This window comes from Frigidibacter sp. SD6-1 (assembly GCF_030143255.1).
Taxonomy (GTDB): Bacteria; Pseudomonadota; Alphaproteobacteria; order Rhodobacterales; family Rhodobacteraceae; genus TMP-24.
On the sequence record NZ_JARJNR010000002.1, the window covers coordinates 315128 to 328537 of the forward strand.

General features: G+C 66.3%; 13 protein-coding genes. 9 read left to right on the plus strand and 4 right to left on the minus strand.

Features of this window, described 5'->3' with window-relative positions; translation table 11 throughout:
* Position 1 precedes the first annotated feature (1 nt).
* The 3 genes from panC to P0645_RS06085 all read left to right on the plus strand — a co-directional run bounded on the left by panC (position 2) and on the right by P0645_RS06085 (position 2692).
* Positions 2 to 841 (plus strand): pantoate--beta-alanine ligase, encoded by an 840-nt coding sequence (panC, locus tag P0645_RS06075; RefSeq protein ID WP_284163684.1) that lies wholly within the window; start codon positions 2 to 4, stop codon positions 839 to 841.
* A gap of 115 nt (positions 842 to 956) precedes the next feature.
* Positions 957 to 1949 (plus strand): P1 family peptidase, encoded by a 993-nt coding sequence (locus tag P0645_RS06080; RefSeq protein WP_284163685.1) that lies wholly within the window; start codon positions 957 to 959, stop codon positions 1947 to 1949.
* On the plus strand, positions 1946 to 2692 hold the full coding sequence (locus P0645_RS06085) for a class I SAM-dependent methyltransferase (RefSeq protein WP_284163686.1): 747 nt from the start codon (positions 1946 to 1948) through the stop codon (positions 2690 to 2692). The genes P0645_RS06080 and P0645_RS06085 overlap by 4 nt, the downstream gene beginning before the upstream one ends.
* 66 nt (positions 2693 to 2758) lie before the next feature.
* On the opposite strand, the gene P0645_RS06090 is transcribed toward P0645_RS06085, so the two are convergent.
* Positions 2759 to 3547: a hormone-sensitive lipase gene (locus P0645_RS06090; protein WP_284163687.1), complete on the minus strand. Its 789-nt coding sequence runs from the start codon at positions 3545 to 3547 to the stop codon at positions 2759 to 2761.
* A gap of 76 nt (positions 3548 to 3623) precedes the next feature.
* On the opposite strand from P0645_RS06090, the gene P0645_RS06095 reads away from it, so the two are divergent.
* Positions 3624 to 5102 (plus strand): NAD-dependent succinate-semialdehyde dehydrogenase, encoded by a 1479-nt coding sequence (locus P0645_RS06095; RefSeq protein WP_284163688.1) that lies wholly within the window; start codon positions 3624 to 3626, stop codon positions 5100 to 5102.
* A gap of 87 nt (positions 5103 to 5189) precedes the next feature.
* Here the strand turns inward: P0645_RS06095 and P0645_RS06100 are convergent, their stop codons facing one another.
* Entirely contained in the window at positions 5190 to 5795 is a 606-nt protein-coding gene (locus P0645_RS06100) for a TetR/AcrR family transcriptional regulator (RefSeq protein WP_284163689.1), read from the minus strand.
* Between the two features lie 106 nt (positions 5796 to 5901).
* Here P0645_RS06100 and P0645_RS06105 point away from each other — a divergent pair, with 106 nt between their 5' ends.
* The 3 genes from P0645_RS06105 to P0645_RS06115 are packed head-to-tail and all read left to right on the plus strand — an operon-like array spanning position 5902 to position 7954.
* On the plus strand, positions 5902 to 6579 hold the full coding sequence (locus P0645_RS06105) for a PspA/IM30 family protein (protein WP_284163690.1): 678 nt from the start codon (positions 5902 to 5904) through the stop codon (positions 6577 to 6579).
* Positions 6580 to 6623: 44 nt separating this feature from the next.
* Positions 6624 to 6911: a YiaA/YiaB family inner membrane protein gene (locus P0645_RS06110; RefSeq protein WP_267633490.1), complete on the plus strand. Its 288-nt coding sequence runs from the start codon at positions 6624 to 6626 to the stop codon at positions 6909 to 6911.
* 53 nt (positions 6912 to 6964) lie between these two features.
* Complete coding sequence (locus tag P0645_RS06115; protein WP_284163691.1) at positions 6965 to 7954, plus strand: Lnb N-terminal periplasmic domain-containing protein; 990 nt, start codon at positions 6965 to 6967, stop codon at positions 7952 to 7954.
* Positions 7955 to 7956: 2 nt separating this feature from the next.
* On the opposite strand, the gene P0645_RS06120 is transcribed toward P0645_RS06115, so the two are convergent.
* Entirely contained in the window at positions 7957 to 9888 is a 1932-nt protein-coding gene (locus P0645_RS06120) for a DUF3857 domain-containing transglutaminase family protein (RefSeq protein ID WP_284163762.1), read from the minus strand.
* Positions 9889 to 10047: 159 nt separating this feature from the next.
* Between P0645_RS06120 and P0645_RS06125 the strand changes: the two genes are divergently transcribed.
* A complete protein-coding gene (locus P0645_RS06125; RefSeq protein ID WP_284163692.1) occupies positions 10048 to 10587 on the plus strand; it encodes an RNA polymerase sigma factor in 540 nt (179 codons plus the stop codon).
* Positions 10584 to 12677 (plus strand): vWA domain-containing protein, encoded by a 2094-nt coding sequence (locus P0645_RS06130; protein WP_284163693.1) that lies wholly within the window; start codon positions 10584 to 10586, stop codon positions 12675 to 12677. Before P0645_RS06125 ends, P0645_RS06130 begins: the two co-directional genes overlap by 4 nt.
* 63 nt (positions 12678 to 12740) lie before the next feature.
* Here the strand turns inward: P0645_RS06130 and P0645_RS06135 are convergent, their stop codons facing one another.
* Complete coding sequence (locus P0645_RS06135) at positions 12741 to 13271, minus strand: cupin domain-containing protein (protein ID WP_284163694.1); 531 nt, start codon at positions 13269 to 13271, stop codon at positions 12741 to 12743.
* Between the last annotated feature and the right edge of the window lie 139 nt (positions 13272 to 13410).

Here is a 13410-nt window from a genome sequence, read left to right on the forward strand (position 1 = left end):
GATGCGCACGATCCGCGATCTTTCGGTCCTCCGGACCCGTGCGCGCGACTGGCGCGAGGCGGGCGAGAGCGTGGCGGTGGTGCCGACGATGGGGGCGCTGCACGAGGGGCATCTCAGTCTCGTTGCCGCGGCGAAGGCAGCCTGCGACCGGGTGATCGTGACGCTCTTCGTGAACCCCAAGCAGTTCAACAATCCTCAGGACCTTGCGAAATATCCGCGCACCGAGGCGACGGATGCAGCAATGCTGCAGCCGCTGGGCGTCGATGTCCTGTTCGCGCCTGATGCATCTGTCGTCTATCCGGACGGGTTCCTGACCAAGGTCACGGTTGCCCGACTGCAGGATGTTCTGTGCGGCGCCCACCGGCCCGGCCATTTCGACGGGGTGGCGACGGTGGTGACGAAGCTTCTGCTGATGACCGCAGCGGATACCGCTTTCTTCGGCGAGAAGGACTGGCAACAGCTGCAGATCATCCGCCGTCTGGTCGAGGATCTGAACATTCCGGTCGATGTGGTGGGCTGCCCGACGCTGCGCGAGAAGGACGGGCTTGCCATGTCATCACGCAATCAGCGCCTGTCGACGGCGGACCGGGCGCGGGCACCGGCGCTGCATGCCGCGATGATGAAGGCTGCCGAATCGGCCCGGGCAGGTGGGGACGTCACGGCGTCCCTGTCCGCAGCGCGTGATGCGATCCTCGAGGCGGGCTTTGCAGAGGTCGATTATCTCGAACTCCGCCATGGCGCCACGCTGGAGCCACTCGACCGGGCGGCGCCCGAGGCCCGTCTCTTCGCCGCCGCCTGGATCGGCGGCGTGCGGCTCATCGACAATATCCCCCTCGCCTGACCCGTCGCATGGCCGGGCCGCTCGCCTGGCCCTTGCGCGCGCTCTTCGCTCTGGCCCCGTTTTGGCGGTTGCGCTGAGAACGGCCGCTTCTTAGGGTCGCCCTTGGAGGTCTTGCATGCAGCCTGGACCGCGTAATCTCATCACTGATGTCGCCGGACTACGGGTCGGCAATGCGGCCGACGCGCGGCTCAAATCCGGCGTCACCGTCCTGACGGCGGACCGCCCCTTCACCGCCGCAGTCCATGTCATGGGTGGCGCGCCGGGAACGCGCGAGACCGACCTTCTGGCCCCGGACCGACTGGTGCAGGAGGTCGATGCGCTTGTCCTGTCGGGCGGGTCGGCCTTCGGCCTTGCCGCCGCCACCGGCGTGATGGAAGGGCTGAGGGCCGCGGGTCGCGGCTATCCGGTCGGACCGGTACGGGTTCCGATCGTTCCGGCAGCCATCCTCTTCGACCTTCTGAATGGCGGCCAAAAGGACTGGGCCGACAATCCCTATCCCGTACTCGGCCGCGCGGCTCTCGCCGCCGCCGCCGAAGAATTCGCGCTCGGCACCGAGGGCGCGGGCCAGGGCGCCACCTTGTCGGGCCTCAAGGGCGGGCTCGGCTCGGCGTCTGCGATCCTGCCCAATGGCATGACGGTCGGCGCGCTCGTTGCCGTCAATGCGCTCGGCTCGGCGATCGCGGACGGAGCGGGGCGATTCTGGGCCGCGCCCTTCGAGTTCGGCGCCGAGTTCGGCGGCCTCGGCCTGGCGCAGGCCGCAAGCCCGGACCGCGATCCCTTGCCTTCGAAAGCACCCGGAGAGGCCACGACCATCGCCATCGTCGCCACCGACGCCGCGCTCAGCAAGGCGCAGGCCCATCGCATGGCAGTCGCCGCCCATGACGGGATCGCGCGGGCGCTGGTGCCGTCCCACACGCTCCTTGACGGCGATCTCGTCTTTGCCGCCGCGACTGGCGCACGTCCGCTCGCCGATCCGATCGCCGACCAGTTCGCCCTCGGCCATGCGGCAAGCGCCTGCCTTGCCCGTGCCATCGCGCGCGCCGTCCATGCGGCACGGCCGGAACCCGGCGATCTTCTGCCCGCCTGGAGGGAGCGTTACCGCAAGTGACTGCCACCGATCTCTATGCCGATCCGAGCCTGGCGGCCTTTTACGATCACGACAATCACTGGGACGCCGACGACCGGTTCGTCGCGGCGCTCGCGGAGGGGCGCCCGCGCATCCTCGATCTCGGCTGCGGCACCGGGCGGCTCGCTATCGGGCTCGCTGCACGGCCGGGCGCGCGGGTGACGGCCGCAGATCCGGCCCGCGCAATGCTCGACATCGCCCGTACCAAACCCGGCGCCGACAAGGTGCGCTGGATCGAGGCGGACGCACGCCACCTGCGCCTGGAAGAGCGGTTCGATCTCATCTGCCTGACCGGCCATGCCTTTCAGGTTTTCCTGACACGGACGGACCGGCGGGATGCGCTTTTGACCATCGCCGCCCATCTCGCGCCGGAGGGCCTGTTCATCTTCGACTGCCGCAATCCGGAGCGCCGCGAATGGGAGGAATGGACGCCGGAGCGAAGCAGCGAAACCAGAGACCTGCCGGGGATTGGCCGTGTGACAAGCTGGAACGAAGTAGCCTGGGACGCAGCGCGAGCCGTCGCCCGGTACGAGACCCTCTATCGGATGGAAGACGACGGCCAGCTCTTTCACGCCACATCCGAGATCGCCTTCCCGGGACGGGATGAGCTTGCGGACCTCATCGCGGACGCAGGCCTCGTCGTCGATCGCTGGCTCGGCGACTGGCAGGGAACGACTTTCACGCCCGGCATGGCGGAGCTCATTCCGATCGGACGGCTCCCCTGACCCTCTTTCGTTCGGAAATATCCTCCGGGAGAGCGCGAGAGGGTGGAAAACCCTCTCGCTCCCCCTTCAGCCCAGAAGCGCTGCCATCAGCGGACTGTCGGCGACCTCCAGCCCCTCGATCACGTTGAAATGGTGGCGATCGGGCTCTACCGTCACCGGGCAGGACCAGGCATTCCCCAGCCGCCGCGCCTGATCGAGGAAGCGCGGCCGCTCGATCCCGCCGACCCAGACATGCACCGGCGTACCCGGTCGGCGCTGCAAGAGCGCGGGGCTTTCCGCCTTTGCGACCGCCGCGTCGATCTTCAGATCGTCATTCATCGCGGTTTCCATCAGCGGCCTGAGATCGCTCAAGGGCGAGATCGGCACGACCTGTGCGATCCGCCCCGCGACCGCGCCCGGAAGGCCGATATCCGTCGTCGCCATGCGCGCCGAAAGATGCCCCCCCGCCGAATGGCCGGTGACGACGATCGGCCCGGCGATCCGTCCGGCGGCGGCGATCAGGGCGGAGCGAATCTCCGCCGTCATCTCTGGCAGGCTCGCTGAGGGCGCAAGCGTATAGGCTGGCAGCGCCACCGCCCAGCCCGCCGCCACCGGTCCCGCCGCAAGATGCGAGAAATCGCGCGGCCCGAAGGCTAGCCAGTAACCGCCATGGATGAAGACCACGAGGCCAAGGGGCTCGCCTTCAGGCAAGAAGAGGTCGAACCAGTGCCGCTCGCCCGCGCCATAACGAAGGCCGGGTTCCGCCCTCGCTCCCATCGAATCGCGAAAGCTTTCGGCCTTCCGCGCCCAGCGTGATGGAAAATCTTTTCCATCTGCTAAATATTTTGAATTGGCAAACGCATCGTCAAAGCGCATATATTCCCCCGTCAACCGGCTCTTCCGGCCCTACCCATGCCTGCCCCGTCCGGGGGCAATCCACAAGAGGTCTGCCATGCTCGATACCGTCACCGATCTGAGGTCGCTTCTCAAGGACCCGTCGCTTCTGGCCACGCAAGCCTATGTCGCGGGCGAATGGGTCGATGCCAGGGACGGCAAGACCTTCGCCGTCACCAACCCCGCACGCGGCGATGTGATCTGCCAGGTGCCTGACCTCAGCCGTGCCGACGCGACGCGCGCGATCGAGGCGGCCGACAAGGCGCGCCACGGCTGGGCGGCGATGACCGGCAAGGAACGCGCGGCCGTCATGCGCAAGTGGTACGACCTGATGGTCGCCAATGCCGACGACCTTGCCGCGATCCTGACCGCCGAGATGGGCAAGCCGCTTGCCGAGGCGAAGGGCGAGATCCTTTACGGCGCCTCCTATGTCGAATGGTTCGGCGAAGAGGCCAAGCGCATCTATGGCGAGACGATCCCCGGCCACCAGCGCGACAAGCGCCTGACGGTGATCAAGCAGCCGATCGGCGTTGCCGCCTCGATCACGCCCTGGAACTTCCCCAACGCGATGATCGCCCGCAAGGTCGCCCCCGCGCTTGCCGCGGGCTGCGGTTTTGTCGCCCGCCCCGCCGCGGAAACCCCGCTGTCGGCGCTCGCCATGGCTGTGCTTGCCGAACGCGCGGGCCTGCCCAAGGGCGTCTTCTCGGTCATCACCTCGTCGCGCTCCTCCGATATCGGCAAGGAATTCTGCGAAAACCCGGCGATCCGCAAGCTGACCTTCACCGGCTCGACCGAAGTCGGCCGCATCCTCCTGCGACAGGCCGCCGACCAGGTGCTGAAATGCTCGATGGAGCTTGGCGGCAACGCGCCCTTCATCGTCTTTGACGATGCCGACCTCGACAAGGCGGTCGAAGGGGCGATGATCTCCAAGTTCCGCAACAACGGCCAGACCTGCGTCTGCGCGAACCGCATCTATGTGCAGGCGGGCGTCTATGACGCTTTCGCCGAGAAGCTCGCGGCGGCGGTGAAGAAACTCGCCATCGGCGACGGGCTGAAAGAGGGCGTGACCACCGGGCCCCTGATCAACCAGGGCGCGGTCGAGAAGGTCGAGGAACATATCGCCGACGTCCTCGCCGGCGGCGGCAAGATCGTGACCGGCGGCAAGCGCCATGCGCTCGGCGGCACCTTCTTCGAACCGACCGTGGTCACCGGCGTGACGCCCGACATGAAGGTCGCGACAGAAGAGACGTTCGGACCGCTCGCCCCCCTCTTCAGGTTCGAGACCGAGGAAGAAGTGATCGCGCGGGCCAACGACACGATCTTCGGGCTTGCCTCCTATTTCTACGCCCGCGACATCGGCCGCATCACCCGTGTTCAGGAGGGCCTGGAATATGGCATGGTCGGCGTGAACACCGGCCTCATCTCGACCGAGGTCGCCCCCTTCGGCGGCGTAAAGCAGTCCGGCCTCGGCCGCGAGGGCAGCCACCACGGGATCGAGGACTATCTCGAGATGAAATACATCTGCCTCAGCATCTGATCGGTGGGGCAGCGGAAAATCCTTCGCGAAGGATTTTCCGCCCGGGCGACAGCGGGGTCGAAAAATCTTCGCGAAGATTTTTCGACCTCAAGCGTCCGGGCGGCTGCCTCGCACCATCAGTTCGACCAGCGCGAGCACTTCGGGCTTGATCTGATCGCGCGGCGCGCCGACGAAGCGTGCCTGCAGCGACAGGTGCACCACGCCGTGAACCGCGGCAAACAAGGTCTTCGCCCGCGTCACCAGCAGTTCCGGCGTCAGATCAGGCCGCAGGGTCGCGAGCGGGGCCGCGATTTCCCGGATCAGCACCTCATGGGCATCGCGGTACCAGTCGGGCATCGGCGTGCCCTCGGGCAGGCGGTGATTGAAGAGTGCCTTCCAGAGCGCTAGGTTGTCGAGCGCGAAATCCACATAGACGGCGGCCAGCTCCTTCAGCGCCGCGCCCGGATCGCGGTCTGCGGGCAGGCGGAGCGCCAGTGCCTCGCCCATGCGCGCGAGCGTGCGGACGTTCACTTCCATCACCAGATGGTCGAGGTCGGGAAAGACCGTATAGAGCGCACCCAGCGCGCAACCCGCGCGTTCCGTCACGTCGCGCGCCTTCAGGCCGCTCAAGCCATGCTCGGCAATCAGCGTCTCGGCGGCCGCCACGAGCCGGGCCCTCAGATCCTCGCGCTTTTCGTCGCGTTTGTTTCCCATATCGATCCACATTGTTTTTTGAACAGTGTTCAGATTTTTCTTGAACGACGTTCAGACTTCCCGCATACCAGCGCCATGAACATCGTTCATATCAAGGGAGACCAAAATGTTCAACCTGCTCGTCACCTACTTCCGCGGCGCCAGGGCCGACCGGACCGAACAGCTGGCCGACGCGATCGCCCTGCCGGTCCTGCGGCAACAACTGCGCGACAGTGCCGCCTCGGTCGAAACCGCCCGCCGCGCCGTTGCGGTCGTCATGGCCCATGCCGAACGCGAAAAGAAGAATGCCGACCGGATCGCGAGCCAGAAGGCCGATCTGGAGGATCGGGCGCTCGCCGCCCTTGCCGCAGGCAAGGAGGCGCTCGCCGCCGAAGCCGCCCAGACCATCGCCCATCTCGAGGCGGAACATGATGTGGCGCTGCGCGCCATCGCCACCTACGAGACCGAGATCGCCAATCTGCGCGCCATCGTCTCGGACAGCGAACTGCGCCTGAGGGAACTGGAGCGCGGCCAGAAACTGGCGGTCGCGACCGACAAGACCCAAAGGCTACGCGCAGAAATGCCGCAGATCGCGACCTCCTCGCTTGCCCAGGCCGAAGCCACGCTCGCCCGGCTGCAGGAACGCCAGGCCCATGCCGACGCCACCCGCCTTGCGCTGAACGAACTCACGACCACGTCGAACGCCGCGATGATGCGCGACCGCCTCGCGGCGGCAGGCTGTGGCGCGGCCCTGCGCCCTGATGCGCAAGCGGTGCTTGAGCGCCTGAAGGCCAAGATCAACTGATCTGACATCACACCAGACACATAGTCCCAGGAAAGGAACATCCCATGCAAGACGCAGCCTATCAGCGTGTCTATTCGAACACGTTCGCCATCTTCACCATCTTCAACTTCGTCGTTGCCGCCGCGATGATGGCGGGCGGTATCTACAACATGGACGCCACCTTCGCAGGCAAGGGCTTCTACGCCATGTCCGCCCTGATGCTCGTCTCCTCTGCGATCGCCATCACCAACACCCTGCGTGACCGCGAAGAAGCCCAGCGCCTGCACAACAAGATCGAGGAAGCGCGCACCGAGAAGCTCCTCATGGAAGTGAACACCTCGAAGAACATCTGATCCCTCTGGCGCCGGGGCTTGCCCCGGCGCCACCGCCATCGGAGAACCGACCCATGACCCAATCGCACCCCAGCCTTATCCGCCGTACCGGACGTTTGCTTGGACGGTCGGCCTTTTTCCTTACCCTTGCGCTTGTTGCCGGGCTGACCGCGACCGCGCTCACCGTGCATCTCCAGGGTACGGCGCTTTATCTCGCAGAGACGCTTCTGGCCGGGGCGGCACTGGGTGCGGCCCTATTGCGCCGCCTCGCCCGTCGCGCCGCCTGGGCGATGCTGGTGATGGTCACGCTGACGGCAGGGCTCTGGTACCAGACGATCACCCCGCGCGACGACCGGGCCTGGGCGTCGGACGTGGCCCATGGCGTCACCGCCGAGATCGACGGCGATCGCGTGACCCTGACCAATGTGCGCAACTTCCGCTGGACCTCCGAGGACGCAGCCGCCGAGGCCTGGGATACGCGCAGCTACGACCTGTCGAAACTCGCGTCGGTCGATATGCTGACCTCGGTCTGGGACAGCCCCGACATCGCCCATCTTCTGGTCAGCTTCGGCTTCGAGGATGGCGAACACATCGCCTTCTCGGTCGAAATCCGCAAGGAAGCGGGCGAGGAATTCAGCACCCTCGGCGGCTTCTTCCGCCAGTTCGAACTGGTGCTGATCGCGGCAGACGAAGAGGATATCGTCAAGCTGCGCACCAACTACCGTAAGGAAACCGTCAGCCTCTATCCGCTGGCGATCAGCGCCGAGGGGCGGCGGCGGCTCTTCCTCTCCTATCTTGATCTCGGCAACCGGCTCGCCGCGAAGCCGGCCTTCTACAACACCGTTACCAGCAACTGCGCCTCGACGGTCTATCGCACGGTCGGTTCCTTCAAGGAGGATGTGCCGCTCGACATCCGCCTTCTGAAGACCGGGCTCCTGCCGCAATATCTCGCCGATCTCGGCTATCTCGATCCCGCGGTTGCCGCGACGCCCGCCACGATCACCGCCCGCGCCCAGACCATGCCGCAGGGTGCGGATTTCTCGACCGGCATCCGGGTCAGATAGGATCACTCCGGCGTCAGATCCCAGGTCCAGTAGGTCGCGTCGGCGATCCGGCGCGCATCTGCCACGACCGAACGGACCTTGTCGGCAGGCACCTTGCGGCCCTTGGTCCGGAAACTCCAGCTCAGCTCCATATGGCCCGGTTCCGGCGCATATCCGGAGAAGGAGAAGAAGAACCCGTCATTGTTGATCGCCACCGACTCCGGCGGCAGGAAGTCAAGCGGCGCATTGATCACGATGACCTTCTTCGTCTCCTTCATCGCCGAGCCGAGCAGAAGGGGCGTCTCGCGCGGACCGGACAGGGCCACGACAAGGCGTTTGCCCCAGTTGTCGGCGAAGAACGGGAAATCACGGCCAAGTTCGGCAAGGAACACTTCATTGCGGGGAATGAAATAACCCGCGCGGACCCTGATTTCATTCTGTTCCACATCGTCCTGCAGCTTCGGCGGCGTAAGCTCCCTGATCCCTGGATAGACGCTCGCATAATAATCGAGATAGGCTTTGGCATTGACCAGGGCGGGCTCTTCGGCCCAGCGTCGGCGCTGACCGTTTGCCGCCTCGCCCTGAAACGCATCCTCGACGGTCAGATAGACACCGAGAAGGCCGAACTCGAAGGTCTCGGTACTGTCGACCAGCCAGCCCTGTTCCTGCAAAGGCACGACCGGCTGCAACCCCTCGGCAGTGCCATGGCCGATGGGCAGCGCAAACCCATAGTCCGGCGTCACCGCGACCCTCAGCCGCCCCGCTTCGTGCGTGGCGGTCGGGTCGACCCAGAAAGTCTGCAGGCCGATCCGGACGCGAACGATCATGTGGTCGAAGGCCCTGATCGCAGCCACTGCACCGGCAAGGCGGTATCCCTCGTCGATATCGGTCAAAGCGACATCGGCACCGATGCCGAGGGCGCGGAGCGACGTGACGAGAAGAAGCGACTTGTCCTTGCAGTCGCCGAAGCCGGCGGCGACCACCTCTTCCGGCGTGCGGGCGAAATAGCCGCCGACACCGACCTCGATCCCGACATAGCGGATTTCATCCTGCACCAGCCGCAGCGCAGCCGTCGCCTGCATCTCGCGGCTGGAATGCGAAGCCCTGATCGCATCGAGCTTCGCCATCCAGCTTTCCGGAAGGGCATAGGCCTTGTCGTAATAGGGCGAGAGCGCGTCATTCAGCGGCTGCCAGTCGCCCCAGGCGCCGTAGGACACTTTCGCCTCGCGCAGGTCCTCGACGGGTGTAAGCGCCTCGTCGGGGAACGGCATATGACCCCTGCGCCACCAGTCGAACCGCCTGACCGCGCCAAGATCGGCCTCGCGCCGCTCCACCCGGTCGGGCAGCGGCGCCTGATGGAACGGCCAGTCGCGCGGCCAGAGCACCGAATGGTGGACAAGCCCGACCGGCACGCCGAACTCCATCCCCGCGCCGCCGCTGCGGGTTGCCCCGTCAAACAGCGGCTCGCGACGGAAATAGACCGCATAATCGACCACATCGCCGACCCGCAGGTCGGGTATCTGCCAGTGAACCGTCAACTGCCCGTCGATGATCCCCGCATCGAGCCGCGTCTCGCGCCGGAAGATCTCTTCCTTCACCCGATCGGCATACTGGATCACCTCGTCCCCGCGCCGCACGTCGAGATGGACAAGGCGCAGGCTTTCGAAATTCGGGTCGAAATCGTACTGGACGGTCCCTGCCCGCTCCAGCCCCGCCCGGTCGGTCACCTGCATGACATAGCGGCCGTAGCTGATCTTGACCTCACCCTCATAGGCCGACTGGGAATCGTTCAGCAGATAGGCGATGCCGCCGTAGGAGGCGGCACGCAGCGCATCGGTCATCGGAGGCACCTCGATCGCTTCGACCCAGGGCGGCGCCGGGGCCTTGCCATAGTCGCCCGCAACCGCGGCCAGGGGCGCGAAAAACGCCAGACATACCATCCACATCAACCGCATCGTCACCTGCCGTCCCTGAACCCTGCCGCATCTCAGCGCATCGCCCGCAACCGCGCAACCCCCGAGAGAACCTGCCTCAGGACCGAAATGCTCTTCTGTCTTTTCTTTGGCCCCGGCCAAGGTTAGGGCTCTGTCACACGTCCAATGAATGTCATGCTGATGGACACGAGCGACGAAACCCTGGCCCAGGCCGCCGCGATGGGGGACCGCGATGCCTTCGCGGTGCTGCTCGGGCGGCATTACGACCGGATTTTCGCCCTCGCCTTCCGCCTGACCGGCCAGAGGGCAGAGGCCGAGGACCTGACCCAGGACATCTGCCTTGCGCTGCCTGCGAAGCTTGAAAGCTACCGGCGCACCGCGCGCTTCACCACCTGGCTCTACCGGGTGACGGTGAATGCCGCGCACGACCGGCGCCGCCGGGCGGCGACGCGGGCAAAGGCGGGCGACGGCTGGGGCGACTGGGAAATCGCGCGGCAGGCCACGATGGCCGAAGCCGCCGAGGCGCAGGACTGGCTCGCCACCGCCATGCACGGCCTGACGCCGGAATTGCGCGACACCGTGGCGCTGACCCTGGGCGAGGACCTCAGCCAGGCCGATGCCGCCGAGGTGCTGGGCGTTTCGGAAGGCACCGTCGCCTGGCGGATGAGCGAAGTGAAGAAACGCCTGCGCGCGATGGCGCGCGCGGAGGGCATGCTATGACCGACGATCTCGACGATCTCAGGAAAGCTCTGAGGGCGGTCGCGCCCGCCCCCGACCCGGCGGCGAAGGCGGCGGCACTTGCGCGCGCCATGGAAGCGTTCGATGCGAATGCGGCGCAGGCCCGCGAAGCCGCCCGCCAAGAATCCGCCGACCAACCGCGTCCCACGTCGGACCGCCCACGAAGGGCGGGGTTCCTGACAGGAGTACGCAAGATGCTTTCGAAACTGACCTCCCGCCCGATGCTCGCCGCGACGGCCTCGGTCGCCGCAATCTGCGTGGGCGTCGTCATCACACAGCCGGGGATTTGGCAAAGGCCCGATATCGCAGACACGGGACGGAAACCCGCTGCAGAACAGGCGCCGTCCAGCCAGTCGGCGGCGGTTGCGGCAGACACACAGATCGCGCCGCCACCCGCAGATGACCGGGCGCGCCAAACCGCTGTCACCACGGCCGAAGCGCCAGCCCCCGAAGCTGATGCTCCGCTGGCTGCTCCGCCAGCGCTGATCGACCAGGTGGCGGACGAGCCAGCCGTCGTTGCAGAGGAAGAGATGTCGGGCGATGCGCAGGCCGAAGGTCTGGCGCGCATGCCCAAGTCTGCCGAGGCCGATCCGAACGGCATGACGGCCTATTTTGAGGCCGCGCCAGCCAGCAACGCACTTTCCGACGCCGCGGCGCCCTCGCCCGAACCCAACACCGAGACCTTCTCGAACGACACGCCGAACCCGGTAAAGATCGTGGCCGAGGAACCGGTTTCCACCTTCTCGACCGATGTCGATACTGCCTCATGGTCGGTCGTCCGCTCCTCGGTCATGAATGGCTATCTGCCGCCCGCCGAAGCGGTCCGGATCGAGGAGATGGTGAACTATTTCCCCTATTCCTACCCCGCTCCCGAAGCCGGCGGCGCGCCCTTCCTCACCGAGGTCAGCCTGTTCCAGACCCCCTGGAACAAGGACACCCAGCTTCTGCGCATCGGCCTGCAGGGCCGTCTGCCCGCCATCGAAGAACGCCCGGCGCTGGACCTCGTGTTCCTGATCGACACGTCCGGCTCGATGGAGGATGCCAACAAGCTGCCGCTTCTGATCCAGTCCTTCAGGCTGATGCTCGGCCAGCTTCGCCCCGAGGACCGAGTGGCGATCGTCACCTATGCGGGTTCTGCCGGGCTGGTGCTGGAGCCGACGGAGGCGAAGGACCGCGCCAAGATCGAGGCGGCGCTCGGGCGGCTCGGCGCGGGCGGCTCGACCGCCGGGGCCGAGGGGCTTGAACTGGCTTACCAGACCGCAGAAAGCATGAAGGGCGAGGGCCGGATCGGCCGCATCCTGCTGGCCACCGACGGCGATTTCAACGTGGGCGTGTCCGACCCCGAGGGGCTGGAATCCTATGTCGCCAGGAAGCGCGAGAGCGGCACCTATCTGTCCGTCCTCGGCTTCGGGCGCGGCAATCTGGATGATGCCACCATGCAGTCGCTCGCCCAGAACGGCAACGGCACGGCCGCCTATATCGACACGCTGGCCGAGGCGCAGAAAGTGCTGGTCGATCAGTTGACCGGCGCGCTCTTTCCGATTGCCGACGATGTGAAGGTGCAGGTGGAGTTCAACCCCGCCGCCGTGGCCGAATACCGGCTGATCGGCTACGAGACCCGGGCACTCGCCCGCGAGGATTTCAACAATGACAAGGTCGATGCAGGCGAGATCGGCGCGGGGCTTCAGGTGACGGCGTTTTACGAGGTGACGCCGGTCGGCTCGCCCGCGCGGCTTTCCGATCCGCTGCGCTACGGCGCGCAGCCCGATTTCGAAGGCGATATCGCTGAGCTGGGCTTCCTGAAGCTGCGCTACAAGGACCCGGGCGAGACCCTGTCGAAACTGATCGAACAGCCGATCCCGCCTATCCCGGGCGAGGCCGACGAAGACGCCCGCTTCGCGGCGGCGATCGCCGGGATGGGCCAGCTTCTGAGCGAGCCGAAATATCTGGGCGGCTGGGGCTGGGATGATGCGATCGCCCTTGCCAATGGCGCGAAAGGTGCCGATCCCTATGGCTATCGGGCCGGGGCGGTGCAGATCATGCGGCTTGCGCAGTCCCTGAGAGGGAACTGAGGGGAACCTCGTCGTCGGCCTCCGGCCGCTCCTCGGCGAAGGGTGTGCGCGGCCCGCGCAGGCTCAATCCTGCACGGGCCGCTTGCCGGCCCGCCAGTCGCGCACCCGGTCGCTCAGCCCGTCGTGATCGCCCATCGGACGGGCGGGAATGTCGTCCCACCAGTCGTCGCGGTCGGCGCGCCGTTCGGGGTTCACGGCGTAATAGATGCGGTTCTCGGCCTTCGTCGCCTCGCCCACGACCAGAAGCCGGACGTCGCTGTCAGTGTTGTTGATGAACGTATGACACAGGCCGGTTCCGGCCGGAAAGCCCACCGCGTCGCCGGGCGCGAGCCGGTGCAAATGGCCATCGATCCAGGCGTCGGGCGCGCCCTCGATCACATAGACGAATTCCTCCTCGGCGCTTTCGGCATGAGGGTAGGAGCTGCGGTGCCCGGGCGGCAGGCGTTCGTGATGGATGCCGATCCGCGTCAGCCCGAAATGGCGGCCGAAAGCCGCACCGAGGCTCATCTTCTCGTCATCGCCGGAATAGGACCAGGCTTCCGCTTCCTCGATCTGATGCCAATGGGCGATGCAGGACGGTCGATCGGTCGGCATGAAACCTCTCCTCGGTGGACTGACCGGCAGAGTAGATCGCCTGGACGATAAAGAAAATGGCGCCCGCGGGGGCGCCATTCCGGCAAGGGCCGCTCATCGGGCGCGAACCGCGCCCTCTTCGCGAAGAGAGCGGTCACGC